17 protein-coding genes are annotated in these 14,307 nt (G+C 39.9%); 4 read left to right on the top strand and 13 right to left on the bottom strand.

From position 1 onward, the window contains the following. Nucleotides 1–46: 46 nt before the first annotated feature. The 10 genes from IM797_RS23550 to IM797_RS23505 form a co-directional block, all read right to left on the bottom strand. On the bottom strand, nucleotides 47–970 hold the full coding sequence (locus IM797_RS23550; RefSeq protein WP_194129664.1) for a FecR family protein: 924 nt from the start codon (nucleotides 968–970) through the stop codon (nucleotides 47–49). 57 nt (nucleotides 971–1,027) lie between these two features. After that, nucleotides 1,028–1,579, bottom strand: coding sequence for an RNA polymerase sigma factor (locus IM797_RS23545; RefSeq protein WP_194129663.1), 552 nt, complete (start codon nucleotides 1,577–1,579; stop codon nucleotides 1,028–1,030). Between the two features lie 132 nt (nucleotides 1,580–1,711). Then, nucleotides 1,712–2,401 (bottom strand): lycopene cyclase domain-containing protein, encoded by a 690-nt coding sequence (locus IM797_RS23540; protein WP_194129662.1) that lies wholly within the window; start codon nucleotides 2,399–2,401, stop codon nucleotides 1,712–1,714. Then, nucleotides 2,398–2,871 (bottom strand): beta-carotene hydroxylase, encoded by a 474-nt coding sequence (locus tag IM797_RS23535; protein ID WP_194129661.1) that lies wholly within the window; start codon nucleotides 2,869–2,871, stop codon nucleotides 2,398–2,400. The genes IM797_RS23540 and IM797_RS23535 overlap by 4 nt, the downstream gene beginning before the upstream one ends. Next, nucleotides 2,864–3,394 carry an isopentenyl-diphosphate Delta-isomerase gene (idi, locus tag IM797_RS23530; RefSeq protein WP_194129660.1) on the bottom strand — a complete coding sequence of 177 codons (531 nt, stop codon included), beginning with the start codon at nucleotides 3,392–3,394 and terminating at the stop codon, nucleotides 2,864–2,866. Before idi ends, IM797_RS23535 begins: the two co-directional genes overlap by 8 nt. Continuing rightward, entirely contained in the window at nucleotides 3,384–3,893 is a 510-nt protein-coding gene (locus IM797_RS23525; protein ID WP_194129659.1) for a hypothetical protein, read from the bottom strand. Before IM797_RS23525 ends, idi begins: the two co-directional genes overlap by 11 nt. Continuing rightward, a complete protein-coding gene (locus IM797_RS23520; protein WP_194129658.1) occupies nucleotides 3,890–4,726 on the bottom strand; it encodes a phytoene/squalene synthase family protein in 837 nt (278 codons plus the stop codon). The genes IM797_RS23525 and IM797_RS23520 overlap by 4 nt, the downstream gene beginning before the upstream one ends. Continuing rightward, a complete protein-coding gene (locus tag IM797_RS23515; protein WP_194129657.1) occupies nucleotides 4,723–6,228 on the bottom strand; it encodes an NAD(P)/FAD-dependent oxidoreductase in 1,506 nt (501 codons plus the stop codon). The genes IM797_RS23520 and IM797_RS23515 overlap by 4 nt, the downstream gene beginning before the upstream one ends. After that, complete coding sequence (locus IM797_RS23510) at nucleotides 6,218–7,126, bottom strand: MerR family transcriptional regulator (RefSeq protein WP_194129656.1); 909 nt, start codon at nucleotides 7,124–7,126, stop codon at nucleotides 6,218–6,220. Before IM797_RS23510 ends, IM797_RS23515 begins: the two co-directional genes overlap by 11 nt. A 126-nt stretch (nucleotides 7,127–7,252) precedes the next feature. Continuing rightward, nucleotides 7,253–7,612 (bottom strand): VOC family protein, encoded by a 360-nt coding sequence (locus IM797_RS23505; RefSeq protein WP_194129655.1) that lies wholly within the window; start codon nucleotides 7,610–7,612, stop codon nucleotides 7,253–7,255. Nucleotides 7,613–7,758: 146 nt separating this feature from the next. Between IM797_RS23505 and IM797_RS23500 the strand changes: the two genes are divergently transcribed. Together IM797_RS23500 and IM797_RS23495 are read left to right on the top strand one after the other, a co-directional pair. Further along, the gene (locus tag IM797_RS23500) at nucleotides 7,759–9,006 is read left to right on the top strand and encodes a BamA/TamA family outer membrane protein (protein ID WP_194129654.1); all 1,248 of its coding nucleotides are present in this window, start codon (nucleotides 7,759–7,761) and stop codon (nucleotides 9,004–9,006) included. Nucleotides 9,007–9,045: 39 nt separating this feature from the next. Beyond that, a complete protein-coding gene (locus IM797_RS23495; protein ID WP_194129653.1) occupies nucleotides 9,046–9,396 on the top strand; it encodes a hypothetical protein in 351 nt (116 codons plus the stop codon). A 3-nt stretch (nucleotides 9,397–9,399) separates the two neighbouring features. Here the strand turns inward: IM797_RS23495 and IM797_RS23490 are convergent, their stop codons facing one another. Together IM797_RS23490 and IM797_RS23485 are read right to left on the bottom strand one after the other, a co-directional pair. Then, a complete protein-coding gene (locus tag IM797_RS23490; protein WP_194129652.1) occupies nucleotides 9,400–10,218 on the bottom strand; it encodes an endonuclease/exonuclease/phosphatase family protein in 819 nt (272 codons plus the stop codon). Nucleotides 10,219–10,252: 34 nt separating this feature from the next. Further along, complete coding sequence (locus IM797_RS23485; protein WP_194129651.1) at nucleotides 10,253–11,719, bottom strand: tetratricopeptide repeat protein; 1,467 nt, start codon at nucleotides 11,717–11,719, stop codon at nucleotides 10,253–10,255. 362 nt (nucleotides 11,720–12,081) lie between these two features. On the opposite strand from IM797_RS23485, the gene IM797_RS23480 reads away from it, so the two are divergent. Both IM797_RS23480 and IM797_RS23475 read left to right on the top strand, forming a co-directional pair. Next, entirely contained in the window at nucleotides 12,082–12,738 is a 657-nt protein-coding gene (locus IM797_RS23480) for an ATP-binding cassette domain-containing protein (protein ID WP_194129650.1), read from the top strand. Then, on the top strand, nucleotides 12,728–13,414 hold the full coding sequence (locus tag IM797_RS23475) for an SDR family oxidoreductase (RefSeq protein WP_194129649.1): 687 nt from the start codon (nucleotides 12,728–12,730) through the stop codon (nucleotides 13,412–13,414). The genes IM797_RS23480 and IM797_RS23475 overlap by 11 nt, the downstream gene beginning before the upstream one ends. On the opposite strand, the gene IM797_RS23470 is transcribed toward IM797_RS23475, so the two are convergent. Then, nucleotides 13,398–14,165: a DUF2625 domain-containing protein gene (locus IM797_RS23470; RefSeq protein ID WP_194129648.1), complete on the bottom strand. Its 768-nt coding sequence runs from the start codon at nucleotides 14,163–14,165 to the stop codon at nucleotides 13,398–13,400. The two genes, IM797_RS23475 and IM797_RS23470, sit on opposite strands and share 17 nt — an antisense overlap. Nucleotides 14,166–14,307 lie beyond the last annotated feature (142 nt).

Here is a 14,307-nt window from a genome sequence, read left to right as displayed (position 1 = left end):
GATAAATAATGTATAGCCGTAGTTGTTCGTAGCAATTGCGGCTTTTTTAATGGTGTACTTTTATGATTTCTCCATAGCTTTCGAATTTTAAATGCGTGATATAATTAATTTGATTAAGGATGTTTTGTAGTGGTAAATCTGCCTCAAGAAACAGCGTTATTCTGGTGTTCTCTATTTCCGGATGCTCTGCTTTAAAATCTACCCCGTACTTAAAGTTCAGCAGGGTAAACACCTCTCCCAGGGCGACATCATTCAAGGCCACATCTTTTTTATACCAGGAGTATAAAGCCACATTGCTCAGTTCTCGCTTTTTTAGTCTACCGGCATTGAAAACAGCACTTTGATTGGGTTCTAAAAAAGCGACCTGCGTTTTACTGGCTACCTTTACATGTCCGGTAATTACCGTTACACTTGCCTGATTTTGATCCAGGCCAATGTGGAATGAAGTACCTAATACGCTGGTTTTAATTTGCCCCGAGCTGACGATAAAAGGGTGCTTTTTATCTTTTGCTACTTTGAAGAAGGCGTTGCCCTTAACTAAGGAAACGGACCTCAAAGTACCGTCAAAATGTTCAGGATATTTGAATTCAGAATGAGAAGCCAGATAAACCAGCGTACCATCCTCTAGTTTAACCGAATCGGTCTTGGAAGCTGTCTTTATTGAAATTTCTTTGATGCCAGGCTGAGGTTTCAACAAAACACCCAAACCGATGACCAGGGCAATGGTGGCAGCTACTGCATGTTTGTAATGGATTCTAAATGGTTTCTTTAACTGATTGCGTTTTTTGATGTTTTTATAGATCCCCGCAGAAACTGCAGCTTTAGCCCCCATTTGTTGGGTGTCCCATTCAGAGCGATCGTACTCATCCTGCATGAAATCCGCCAGCAATTTTGCTTCGGCCTCAGAAATCGTCTGATTTTCTTCTCTTGCGATCAGATACTCCAGATAATGTATATCTTTTTTTATCATAATACTTATATTCAGCTATAAGTACCGACGGAGGCAAAAAAGTACTATCGCAAATGATTACGATATTGTTAAAGTATTGTTAAGGTGTAATAATAGATAAATGCCAAAAGGTATAATGAGTCCGGAGCTTTCACCTGCATCAAACCTGAGTTGCTTTAAAGCAGAGGAAAGTTGATTTTTGACTGTTTGCCTGGATATGTTAAGCTCGGTTGCAATGTCGTCTATTCCTATCTCCTGAATTTTATTCATGATCAGGATCTCTTTTCGTTTTACGGGTAGATTTTCGAGCAGTGCATACAAACGATCCATCAATTCAGAGTCAATCGAAGAAATGTTATCGATCAGGTAATCTTCCAGTTTCTCATCTATCGCTGTGGTATCAAATTTCTTTTTACGGTACTCTTTTAAAACCTGGTTCCTTGCCGCACGAAACAGGTAATTTTGTATAGACAAAATGTTGACTTCTTTTCTGCGTTCCCAAAGATCGGTAAAGATATCCTGAACAATATTTTGGGCGATATACTCGTCCCGTGTCATACGGAAGCAAAAGGCATATAATTTTTCCCAATGGTGTATATATATAAATTCAAAATTCTTGAGATCGATCATGGTGCTATAGGGATTAGGCTACCTGGTAACTGCTATATGAAAGCAAATGTAAATGAGCCGTGTTAAGGTGATGTTAGTAATAAAAAAACAAATCAGCCTTCAAACACAAAAGCAGCAGGAATTCCTAAAACCCTAATGGTGACTACGCTTTTTCAGGTATTTATAAATCATCAGATTTGATAAAATAAGTCCCATTCCATAAAAAGTATCTTCTATTGGTATGGTTAAAATTCTGAAGCCAATGATTTTTTGCGCATTATACCAAACAACCGGTTCTTCCAGACCTGTGCCGGTTAGCATTCCATTTACAATCAAGAAAGGAATCAAAAGAATCGAATAAATGACATAGAACTTGGCAAGCCAACTGATTTTTAAGACATATTTTGCCAGTATTAACAGTAAAGAAAGTCCCGCAAAAGTAACCATTGGATAAATCTTATCATGATAGGTTACAGCTATTACCATGAAGATCACAATGAATGCAGGAGTTAGCAGCCCTTCAACAGTTTTTGAAATGCCATTTTTGATCCACAAGTCCAGGCAATGAAAAGTAAATACACAAGCATATGGAATGCACAAAAAGAACAAGATCTCCTCTAGTGGCATATTCCCGACCATTATACCAACTAAATACCTGGGATTAAAGCCCCATACGCCAAGACCGGTAAAATAAACATCCCAGAGAATAAAAATCAATCCGGTAATGAGCACTGCAGGAAAAAATGCCCTCCAGGTTTTGTAAAATTGCAGTTTGGGATGAAAAGAATAGATAAAGGGTACAATAATCGTAAAGAAGTCGATCAGCAGGTAAGTAAAACTCATGTCACTGTGTTTTTATGTTTACTGAAGAAATATTTAAGCGGAACCCATAACATTCCAAAACATTCTCCATCTTCCTTACCGGTATGTTTGTGATGCATTTTGTGCGCTCTGCGTATGGCTTTAAAATACCAATGATCGGCATTTCTCATTAATTTAAAGCGCTGGTGAATAAAAATATCATGAACAAAAAAGTAGGCAAAACCATAAAGTGTTACACCAACACCAATCCAAAATGGGATATGGTAACCATACCAGGTACCAATGGCGATACAGGCGATTGCCGGAAGGGCAAAAATGAGAAAGAAAAAGTCATTTCGTTCTAAAAAACCATCGTGGTCTTTGTGATGATGGTCTTTATGCAGTACCCAAAGCAATCCATGCATCACATACTTATGGGTAAACCAGGCTACCCCTTCCATTAAAATAAAAGTAGCCAGCACAATCAATAAATTCACAATCCAGTTACTCATTGTCAAACATTCTTTGGTGATAAAATAGGACGCGATAAAAGCAAACCTTAAGCCACTCGGTGTAATGCTCAGGGTTTTCGCGCAGGTCTTCCTGCAAGGCAGGCATGGTCACATATTTGAAAGCATGTACTTCGTCAGCATTGGGTTGAGGTTCCCGATTACTGATGCCAAAATACACATGGTCATATTCATTCTCAATCAAGCCATTTCCAACTTCTGCATCATACCTGAAGCTAAATTTATGCTCGATTTCGCAGTACATACCCATTTCTTCTAACAATCTCCTTACTGCCGCCGCCTCGGTCTCCTCCCCAGGCCTGGGATGGCTGCAACAGGTATTGGTCCATTTCCCTGCGGAATGGTATTTGTCAAAAGCACGCTGTTGCAACAAAAGCTGGCCGGAAGAATTGAAAATAAAAACAGAAAATGCACGGTGCATTTTACCTTCCAGGTGTGCCTGCAATTTAGGCATGGTACCTAAAACCTCATCTTCATAATTTACAAGTATAACCTCATCTGTCATAAAATAATCCCTTCCGTTCCTGCTCAGAACAATATTTTGTAGTGGATAAATAGTTTATAATGTTCTCTTTCAATTCTTTGTCCTTTACGGCTACCAGGTTCTCAATCAGGAATGTTTTATCCTGTTTAATGTGCTCATCATAGAAAAGAAAAGAAGGAAGATTAGTCTGAATGGTAAAACGTAAATACCTCACTTCCAAATCCCCAGGATCCTTTGCTACAGCTTTTTCTATCCATGATCGCCCTTTTTTAAATCTCTTGAATTTATTTATAGGATTTATACCATACTTAGCCTGCATCATTTCTGCTGCACCTTTGTAGCCAATCAAGACCGCTACGGAAGACTCATCTACTTCTGAAAGTGTTTTTAAAAGTTTGTCTGCTGCGGTTTTAAGTGTTGCGGATTGCGCATACAAATCTCTGATTCGTTTAAGATCTGACTTTTCATTTCTTCCAGATCCTAAAAAAGCGGATAAGATAAATAATACCCAAATCTTCATATGACATTTAATTTAAAGCGAATAATGGAATCGAACATCAATCCAAATTTATGAACATTAGAGATTCTTACACGTCTGGACATCACCTGATCTGCAGAGACATTTCTAATTTTGTTAAATAACTCCTTATAGTAAATATACGCAAGATGTACGCCATTTCTTGAAGAAGCGGGTAATTGTTTAATGCCAACCAATGCTGCTTTAAATTCCGACTCTATATCTGCTTCTATCATCCTTTTTTCATCATTGGAAAAAACAGAAAGATTGACATTTGGAAAATAAGTACGGCTCAATTCCAGGTAGTCGGCATTCACATCTCTCAGAAAGTTGACTTTTTGAAATGCGGATCCCAGTTTCATAGCTGAATCTTTCAAATGTTCATATTGAGCTTTATCACCCCCGGTAAAAACCTGAAGACACATCAAGCCAACCACCTGGGCAGAACCCAGTATATATTGATCATATTTTTCCGGGGTATACTGATGTTCGCACAAATCCATCTCCATGCTTTTCAAAAACAACTCAATCAGCTCCATTTCTATTTTAAATTCATTTACGACCTGCTGAAAAGAATTCAATACAGGATTGAGGCTGATTCCATGTTCAATCGCCTCAAAACAGTCGTGTCTAAATTTAGACAATAAAAAAACTTTGTCATAGTCGTGGAAACTATCCACAATCTCATCGGCAAGTCTGACGAAACCATAAATTGCATAAATGGGCTGCCGAAGCTTTTTATCTAAAAAATAAATTCCCAGAGAAAAGCTCGTACTGTAGCGTCTGGTCGTCATTTTGCTGCATTCAGCGGATAACTTGTCGAATGTATCTTTCATAGGCTCTCCTTAAAGTATTTAATAAGCTGTTTAGCGGCTACGTTTCCTGAAATTATAGATGGAGGAACACCAGGACCAGGGACGGTAAGTTGTCCTGCGTAAAAAAGGTTTTTAATTTTTTTATTTTTTAGAGCAGGCTTTAAGTTGGCAGTTTGCATCAGCGTATTCGCCAGTCCGTAAGCATTCCCTTTATAGGCATTGTAATCTGCAGTAAAATCTGCAATACAATAACTTTTTTTATAATCTATGTGGTTACGGACTGCTGTTCCCGTATAATGTTCCAGCCTTTCCATAATGAGTTGAAAATACTGCTCGCGTAACACTTCATTGTCTTCAATGCCTGTGGCAAGCGGCATCAGGACAAATAAATTTTCATGTCCCTCAGGAGCAACGGAATTGTCGGTTTTTGAAGGGCAGCAGACATAAAAAAGCGGCTTTGATGGCCATTGTGGATTTTTGTAAATCTCCCGCGCATGTTGTTTCAGGTCTTGGTCAAAAAACAAAGTATGGTGTTTAAGGCGACCGATTTCTGTATTTAGCCCAATATAAAAGATCAGGCACGATGGGGCTAAAACCCTGCTATTCCAATATTTATCCGTATAATTCCTGTAGCTTTTATCGAGCAGTTTCGCTTCAACGTGCTGATAATCTGCTGCCGCAATTACACCATCATAACTTTTGGTACCCGCAGCACAACTGACCTGATTAATTTTCCTGGCCTCGACAGCCAAACCATCCACAGCGGTATTGAGGTGAAATTTTACCCCTTGTTTTTCCGCTACAGTTTTCATGCCCTGAATAACCTGACCGAAACCACCTTTTGGATACCAGGTACCTAATTTTAAGCCCGCATAATTCATCAAACTATACAATGCAGGAGTGTCTTCAGGCATTGCGCCTAAAAATAACACCGGAAATTCCATCAAAGCAATCAGTCTGGGATCTTTAAAAAATTTCTTGACGTGGGTGCTGAAATCGGTAAATACCTGCAGCTTAAATAATCCACTGATCAGGTCCAAATCTAAAAATTCAAGGATGGAAAGCCCTGGCTTGTAAACAAGTTTTCCAACACCAATGCGATATTTATATTCTGCCTCTGCTAAAAACTCCTTCAGTTTTATTGAGCTGCCAGGTTCAATCGTTTCAAATAAATCACACAACTCCTGAAAATCAGCAGGTATATCCAATACATCGTGTTGCCCAAAAACCAACGTAAATCCTGGGTCCAACAGCTCCAGTTCGTAAAAATCAGCTGCTTTGTAACCAAAATCATTGAAGAACTGTTCAAATACATCAGGCATCCAGTACCAACTTGGCCCCATGTCAAACACGTAGCCATTGTCCGTAAATAGTTGTCTTGCCCTTCCCCCGACTTCGGCGTTCTTTTCATAAACATCAACCTCAAAGCCATCTTTAGCGAGATAAGCAGCAGAACTGATCCCGGCAAAGCCGGCCCCAATAACAGCAACGTTGTATTTTTCAGGCTTCGGCTCAGTTGACATGTGCTAGGTTTTTTATGGTACGTTCGAAATCATGTATGGACTGAAACCAATTGATATTTTCAGCAAGATCCAGCTGTCCGATTAGTTTCGAATTGCCTGCAAGATGAATTTTTGAATTTGGAAAGTTGGCACTCAGTTTATTCAAATAAAGATTGGCATCCGGAAGCGGCCTGGCCCTGACCATAAACAGCAGCAGGTGTGCAGATTCGTTGTGAGACATGGCGTCAATTACCGATTCCTGTGGTACCCTTCCCCCAAGAAAAATGACCTGTTGACCAGCAAGTTTTAAAATGTAATGGGCAAATAACAACCCGATGTCATGGTCTTCATCTTCCGGTAAAAAAAGCAACCAGGAGGTTGTTGACTGCAAATTGACTTTAACCTCGTTAATTGCAACAAATATTTTTTGCCGGATAAGATTTGATAAAAAATGCTCCTGGGCAGGACAAATGTGATCCCTGCGCCACATGAGCCCTAACCTGACCATCAAAGGATAAATGATATCCTTGTAAGTCAGGATCATGCCCAGTTCGGCAATACATCTGGAAATCAACTGATCAAATTGTAGTCCGTTATAAGCCAGACCAAACTTAAGTAACTGTGAAATATAATATTCAAACTGAGGATTCAGGGAGATGGTGTAGTCCATTTCCTTTTTCAACAACTGATCTATTTCCTGATCGGAAAGTGAACAAACCTGAGAAATCTTCATGCCGGACTGGTTTAAGCCAACAATATTGAGTAATCGGCGAAGATGTCCATCGTGATAAAACCTGGTATTTCCCTCAGTACGCATGGGATCAAGCGCCTTATACCTTCTTTCCCAAATCCTGATGGTATCTACATGAATTCCAGACAATTGTTCCAGATCTGAAATTGAGTACTTAGTTTTGTCCATATTTAACAATAAAATATCTAGACAAATATAACAGTATTTAATCTACATTGTTTAATCTTTCCAAATTATTGACGCAGTCGATGGCCAAGTCAGTTTGCCAATATTTACGACATACCCCTATTCAGATTAAGGTAAAGCTTGTTGAAACACGATGCAAACTGTTGTTGGATCGAGGGCTGCAAATTCACGTAATCCCCAGGGCTGGTTCTTAATATAGCTCAAATTGGGATGGAGTATTTTCGGACTTCTTGCTTTAATTTCGTTGTAAATTGCTTCGATATCATCGGTCTGTATGCGGATTTGCGGACGATCGCCTTTTGCAGATTCAGGATCAATGAACAAGATCAGGCTGATCTCATCGCGCTTAACAATGTATAATGTATCGTCGTTATAGACGAGCTTAAAACCCAATCCTTCTACAAAAAACTGAAGTCCGATCTGGATGTCATCATAAAATACTTGTGGAATAACCTGTTGAAGTGCCATATAGAAATATATATAAGCTAATATAAGAATTTGTATATTATTGAGATACAGGAAGTGAATTTATAATTGATGTGGATATTTGTCGTTATATTTGAAATTAAAGAGACAGCGTATTGAAATTTAACAACATAGCGTTCAAAAAACAAATGGCAAAAAAAATGCTGATTAGCGGCATTATATTTCTGGCAAGCATGGCCTGTGGCTACGGGCAAACCAAACCTGCTGATACAACCAAAGTGCAATATGATGTTGGCGACCTCTTTTCGAGCATTTTCCATCCAGGTGCAAAGGCTAAAAGTCTGGATAAAAAGTCTGCCGTAACCATTATTCCCAATTTTGCCTACAACCCAAGCATCGGGGCACAAATTGGCATAAAAGCTGTAGCCGGAAAGGTATTGGGCAAGGAGCCGAATACGTTGATGTCTATCGCAGCTACATCTGCCTCCATTACGACCAAGGGGATTATTTATTTCTACATCAACCACAATGTATATACACCTGGTAATAAATGGAACCTACAAGGAAGTCTTGTGGCGGCCAAAACCGTTTTACCTGATTTTGGGCTGGGCATTGGCCAGGCAGCAAACCAAAGTGAGGCAGATCTGATTTTGTCAAATCCAGATCGGAAACCCTATGTCTTACATGCAGAGTATTATAATTTCAGGGAGAAAATATATAAACAAATTCAACCGCATTTGTTTGTTGGCGCCGGGGTATCTTTTGAGATCAGAAGAAAAATTGAGGATCGCCTGAACACGACTGATTTAACACCATACAATATTTACAGTGACAGATATGGTTTTAACCGCGATCACTACCAGTCTAACGGTATACTTGTCAATCTCCAATACACTACGCGGGACAATCAGAACCGCGCTTATAAAGGAATTTATGCGGATGCCGGAGTTCGTGTCAATCAGACCTGGATGGGTAGCTCAAAAAGTGCAATACAAGTGACTACTGATTTTAGAAAGTACTGGAGCTTATCCGAATCCAATCCAGAGCATGTCATTGCGTTCTGGAACTGGGGCTCTTATTTGATCGGCGGTGCTTTGCCCTACCTGGAATTACCGGGAACAGGGAGAGATACCTATTACCGTAGTGGAAGAGGCTATACCGTGACTTATTTTAAAGGTCCCAGGTATTTTTATTCAGAACTGGAATACCGATTCCCAATTACCAGAAACAAGTTTCTTAGTGGTGTTGGCTTCTTTAACATACAATCCACAGACGATGATCTTGGCACCAAATTGTTCCAGCAATGGCAGCCTGGGGGTGGCGCCGGATTACGTGTCCTGTTCAATAAAGCAACCCGGACCAATCTCTGTTTAGATTACGCATTTGGCAATTATGGTTCTAAAGGATTCTTTTTAGGACTTACGGAAGCTTTTTAAACATTAAAGCATACCTGTTGTTTTAATCATAAATTACTGATGATGAAATTATTTCTTTTATGGACATTTGGCATCATCATGATGGCAGCTGGTGTCAACCACATTGTACAGCCTTATTTTTACAAAACATTCATCCCAAAATGGATGCCCATATTAACGGTTAACTACATTGTAGGCGTTGTTGAGTTCGCTATTGGCCTGGCTTTATTTTTTCCGGCTTTTCGCCACCTTGCTGCTTTAGCATTGCTTTTGATGATGATTGCTTTTTTACCCTTTCATACGATAGATGTTTTTAAAGAACATCCGGCAATTGGCTCAAAAACACTGGCCTATATCAGACTTCCCATACAGTTCGTCCTGATCTGGTGGGCCTGGTACCTGTATCAGTAATGCTTACTTTGCCAGGGTTCCCAAATCAATTTTCATGTACACTGGCACATGGTCTGAAATTGATCTTGCATCTTTCAGACTTTCAAAATCTCCATAAAAATGAACAATGCCAGATGCGGTCATCTTCAGCTTCGCCGGATGAAAGTAGAAATTATCATATTCAGAAGCCAATGCATTTCCATTGACCGGACGCTGCTTCAACGAAGTTTTTTGTCGCACCAGCGCTGATACATAACCCATTTTTTTAAGGGGATTAAAAACCGTATGCGATTGTGGGATGTTAAAATCACCACAGAAGATCAGGTTATCTGCAGGATAAAGGGCAGGCAAATACTTAAAATATTTGATCTCTGTTTCAGGTTGTTTTGATTTTGGCACCGCATGAAAGCTGGCGACGGTAAAAACTTTATTATTGATGGTAAACCTACAATAATAAGGCTCCCGGTCAATCAACAGGTTATAACTTTCCTCCAGCCATGCTTTTCCCTTTTGCTTTACTTTTGCGGTATTCCAGATAAAAGCATAGCGTTCCCTGGAACTGCCCATGCCAGAAGTAGGATCACTCACTACGTAATCCCATTGATTACCCAATCGGTTCAATTCATCAGCCAAACGGGCTACAGCCTGACTCCCGCCATGCCCTGCAACAACTTCCTGCAGGGCAATGATGTCAAACTCGCGAACAACCTGGGCAATATAGGCGATCTTTTCCTCGCCTTTGGATTTACCGAAATTCTGTAAATTCCAGGAACAAAGACTTACATTTTGGGAATAGCAGGAAAAGCTTATCAGGATAAGCAGCAGAATAATATATTTTTTCAAATCTGGATCGGAATAAAGCTGCAAATATAACAGTCTACTTCATTAAATTGGCTTCCATTTGCATTCCTAATTTTTTAGCCATTTGCAGATCGATCAGAAAACTTTTGTCCGCTAATAACTGCTTGATCTGAGCCCTGATATAGTAAGCAAATCCGCTCTGCTGATCCAGGGCTATCGCCGCGTTGCAATCTTCCAGCGCAGAACGCATCGTCGACTCCGATTGCTTTAAAGCACTCGTTTTAGGTGTTAACCAATTGATTTGTACCGGTTGGAGTTCCAGTTTTCCCTGCAGGGAAAAAGAAGCTGATTTGATCTTTTCCACTGTACTCATTTTTGCAATTGCCCGGTTGACATAAGCCAACACAAAATCTTTATTGATTTGAATACTCTTGTCAAAATCAGTTCTGGCCAGGTCGTATTTATTCAATGCCAGGTAAATGTGGCCCCGAGTATTATAATAACGTTCCTTTTCAAAATCTTTAACATCGGGAGCCAAAGCCAAAGCCTGGTTGATTGCATTCAGGGCATCCTGAAATTTCCCGGTATAAATGTTGCACTGGGCCATATTGAAGTGAACTGAGGCTACCGAGCCTTTCTGAAACACAGATAATTCCGCTTCGGATGCTCGGTTAAACCTCACATTTGCCCGGACCTCTTTGAGGATGGCCTCGTCATTCTTAAGAAAAGCCTGATAACACGACAAGGCAGCAGTATAGTTTTTTAAAGCCATATAGGCATTTCCCTGAAAAGACAGGATCATGGGACTGGTTGGAAATTTCCTAAGCCCTTCAGCGCAAATGTCCACCGCCTTTTGATAATCCTTTAAATTATAAAAGGCTGCACTACGCTGGTAATAATAACTTGGCCTGGAGTCGTCACAGATGTCAAGTATAGCGCTGTTGATCTGGTTCAATACATTCGCATCCTGGATACCGGATTGTGTAAGCAATGTTTTAGCCATATGATAGTCGGTGCAGGCCGCATCCATGTTTTCCATTCTGAAATTGGCCATTGCCCTTTGCAAGCGTGCATCCAGGCTATTGGGTTCAAGCTGAACCGCCTTATTATGATCCTGGAGCGCAGCACTTTTATCACCTTTCATTTCCCTTAACCGTCCGCGGTTAGATAAAATTAAGGCATCATTCGGATCTGCGTCAACTGCTTTATTGAAATAGATTAAGCCCTGATCAAGATCATTTTTCATTACAAAAATCCGCCCAAGGTTCAGGTAGCAACGGCCACATTTAGGATTGATGAGAAGCGCATCCTGATAATATTTAGCCCCGGTTTCAAGTTCATTTTTTTCGATGTGATAAAAGCCCAGCATCCTTAGAACCTCTTCGTTTTTGGGACTTTGCTTCAGTTGTTCTTCAAGATAAGGAATTACGTCTGCTATTTTTCCAAGTTTAACTAAAGAATCTACAGCGTTGGTGTACTTGCTTGATTGTCCGACAGCAACTTGAACACAGCACAATAAAAATGAGATAAGGGCATATTTCATAACTTAAAAATAGTTATTTTACCCATAGCTATTAAATATATCTCAAATATTGGAACAATGCTCAATAAACTGACTTTTATCTATCGTCAACACTTTAAATTCATCATTGCAATCAATCTGGGCACCAGTCTGTTTTTTAGCTTTCTCTTTTTATCAAAGGGTTATACGCATTATCCGCTGTATATGCTTTCCATCATTTTTAAACTCGTCGGGTACCTCATCAGCATTGCTGTTGAAAGACTGCTCTACGCTTCAAGAGTTTACCATTACCAAAATCTTGGATTTAGCTACAAATTAATTTTTAGCAGACTTTTTATAGCTGATTTTTTACTATTCATCCTACTCATCTCAATTGGATACCTATGCGCGAGCTTTATATAGATAGCGTAGCACATAGCTACCGGGGAGACAAAGTACTGAGTAGCGTCTATCTTTCTTGTGCAATCGGTGAAGTAGTCGGACTTCTGGGCAGGAATGGTTCTGGCAAATCGACCTTGCTGAAGATCATCTTTGGCAACCTCCGGCCAGATTATATGTACATGAGGTTGAACGGGCAGCCGATTAAACAAGCTTATCTTAGTGGTCAGGTCAGTTACCTTCCCCAACATTTATTTATACCGCAGCACTTAAAAATCAAAGATCTGGTTGATCAATACACCAATACATACCGTCAGCAATTGCTGAGCGAAGAACTGATCACAAAACACCTGGATATGCCAATAGGTGACTTATCCGGTGGCCAGAAACGTTTGGTTGAATGCCTGCTGGTCCTATACAGTAACAGTGATTTTGTACTTTTGGATGAACCTTTTTCGCAGCTGTCTCCAATCATCATTGAAGAGATCGTCAGGCATATTCAAGCGCTAAGAAAATTCAAAGGTATTGTACTTACAGATCATTATTATCAGCATATCCTAAACACTTCATCCAGAATTGTGTTGTTACACAATGGCTGTAACTACAGCATTAAAAATAAAGAAGACTTACAATTACACGGATACATCAGTCATGAGCGCTAACGTTAAACTCAAAAAAGCAATCCTCATTGGAGCAAGTGGCTTCATCGGTTCAAACCTGCTTCAGGAATTGCTACACCATGCAGATTATGAAAGCATCATCGTGGTTGTCCGGAAAAAACTGGAAATGGAACACCCTAAATTAATCCAGCTAATTGGCGACTTCCACAGTCTGCCTGAGCTTGCAGACCAGCTCATTGCAGATGAGATATTCATCGCATTGGGTACAACGAAGAATAAAACACCCGATCTGAAAATTTATTACCAAATCGATCACGATTATCCGGTATTGGCCGCAAAAATTGCCAAGGACAATGGTGCTCAATCTGTGTTTGTGGTCACTGCAGTAGGTGCAAATCCAGACTCAGGCATTTTTTATGTCAGAACCAAAGGTGAAACAGAGCGTGACATCATTGCGTTGAATTTTGAATACACGCATATTTTCAGGCCATCTATGATTTTGGGTAAACGTCAGGAGCACCGTCCTATGGAAGCCTTTCTGATCAAAATGTGGGGATTTATTAACCCACTTTTAATCGGTAAAGCATTAAAAAAGTACAAAGGGATGGATGGCAAAGATATCGCGAAAGCTATGGCTGCTGTAGCAAAAGCCCCTTCAGAAAAAGTAAGGATTTATCATTGGCCAGAAATGAATGCGGCTATTACTGAGTTTCAATGATACTTTGCGGGTTCAATTCCTTTTGCTTATTGGTATTAAATTTAAACAGATCTTCCGTTGGCACTATTTTTCTACTGCATTTATCTATGTCGGTCCCTTCTTTTGACCATAGGTACGGTCTGAAGCTATAGGATTTATTGCCATCAAGATTGGCAATAAACTGATCCCAGGTTGACCACCTGAGCCCTTTATAAAAAGAAGATAGATCGCCATCAAAGCAAAATCTTATAAATTCTGTATAGCCAAGGCCTAATCCCTCCCACTTTAAACTGTTGGGCGCCAGATAATATACATTTTTCAAATCCGCACCAAAAGCGCCATAATTGATTGCAAAAAAACCGCCCACAGCGTCATCCGCAACGAGCAGATAATCAGGTTTGTCTCCATAATCCTGAATCGTTTTTCCTTTATTCCAATCGGCCACAGACCGATTTAATCTTTTACTTCCTGAGCCCAAAATGCGAAGCCAACCCTGATCAACCATAATTCCTCCAGTATTGTAAATTACAGCACCAAGGGTAGCATACGTTGACATTTGAGCATTAAATAAGGCGAGGCTGGCGTTTGCTGAATCAACCTCAAGTACTTCAACCTTATTTTTAGCTGAATCAATCCAATTTTTCACCAATGGCCACGCCGGATCTGTTTTGTTGATCAATTCATCAAGAGGTTGCATTTTGTGCTGCGAAAAACCGGTTGATGAAAGGGCGATGAACCCCAGGAGTAAGAAACTTTTAATTGCAGTTCTCATAGTCAGTATTTGTCTTTCAAAGATAAACCATAAATATGAATCCAAAAGGATTAAATATCCGCAAAAACAGAGAAGACTATGATATTGGTCAAGTTATTGCAGTATGCGGTCAGCAATAAATTCAAACTGACTATTGACTGAT

The organism is Pedobacter sp. MC2016-24 (assembly GCF_015223055.1).
Lineage (GTDB): Bacteria > Bacteroidota > Bacteroidia > Sphingobacteriales > Sphingobacteriaceae > Pedobacter.
This window is presented reverse-complemented; position numbering and strand designations above follow the sequence as displayed.

Bases quoted from the DNA above. Each gene is read 5' to 3' on its own strand.
- IM797_RS23550 (WP_194129664.1), bottom strand. From the start codon at position 970: ATGATAAAAAAAGATATACATTATCTGGAGTATCTGATCGCAAGAGAA.
- IM797_RS23545 (WP_194129663.1), bottom strand. From the start codon at position 1,579: ATGATCGATCTCAAGAATTTTGAATTTATATATATACACCATTGGGAA.
- IM797_RS23540 (WP_194129662.1), bottom strand. From the start codon at position 2,401: ATGAGTTTTACTTACCTGCTGATCGACTTCTTTACGATTATTGTACCC.
- IM797_RS23535 (WP_194129661.1), bottom strand. From the start codon at position 2,871: ATGAGTAACTGGATTGTGAATTTATTGATTGTGCTGGCTACTTTTATT.
- idi (WP_194129660.1), bottom strand. From the start codon at position 3,394: ATGACAGATGAGGTTATACTTGTAAATTATGAAGATGAGGTTTTAGGT.
- IM797_RS23525 (WP_194129659.1), bottom strand. From the start codon at position 3,893: ATGAAGATTTGGGTATTATTTATCTTATCCGCTTTTTTAGGATCTGGA.
- IM797_RS23520 (WP_194129658.1), bottom strand. From the start codon at position 4,726: ATGAAAGATACATTCGACAAGTTATCCGCTGAATGCAGCAAAATGACG.
- IM797_RS23515 (WP_194129657.1), bottom strand. From the start codon at position 6,228: ATGTCAACTGAGCCGAAGCCTGAAAAATACAACGTTGCTGTTATTGGG.
- IM797_RS23510 (WP_194129656.1), bottom strand. From the start codon at position 7,126: ATGGACAAAACTAAGTACTCAATTTCAGATCTGGAACAATTGTCTGGA.
- IM797_RS23505 (WP_194129655.1), bottom strand. From the start codon at position 7,612: ATGGCACTTCAACAGGTTATTCCACAAGTATTTTATGATGACATCCAG.
- IM797_RS23500 (WP_194129654.1), top strand. From the start codon at position 7,759: ATGGCAAAAAAAATGCTGATTAGCGGCATTATATTTCTGGCAAGCATG.
- IM797_RS23495 (WP_194129653.1), top strand. From the start codon at position 9,046: ATGATGAAATTATTTCTTTTATGGACATTTGGCATCATCATGATGGCA.
- IM797_RS23485 (WP_194129651.1), bottom strand. From the start codon at position 11,719: ATGAAATATGCCCTTATCTCATTTTTATTGTGCTGTGTTCAAGTTGCT.
- IM797_RS23480 (WP_194129650.1), top strand. From the start codon at position 12,082: ATGCGCGAGCTTTATATAGATAGCGTAGCACATAGCTACCGGGGAGAC.
- IM797_RS23475 (WP_194129649.1), top strand. From the start codon at position 12,728: ATGAGCGCTAACGTTAAACTCAAAAAAGCAATCCTCATTGGAGCAAGT.
- IM797_RS23470 (WP_194129648.1), bottom strand. From the start codon at position 14,165: ATGAGAACTGCAATTAAAAGTTTCTTACTCCTGGGGTTCATCGCCCTT.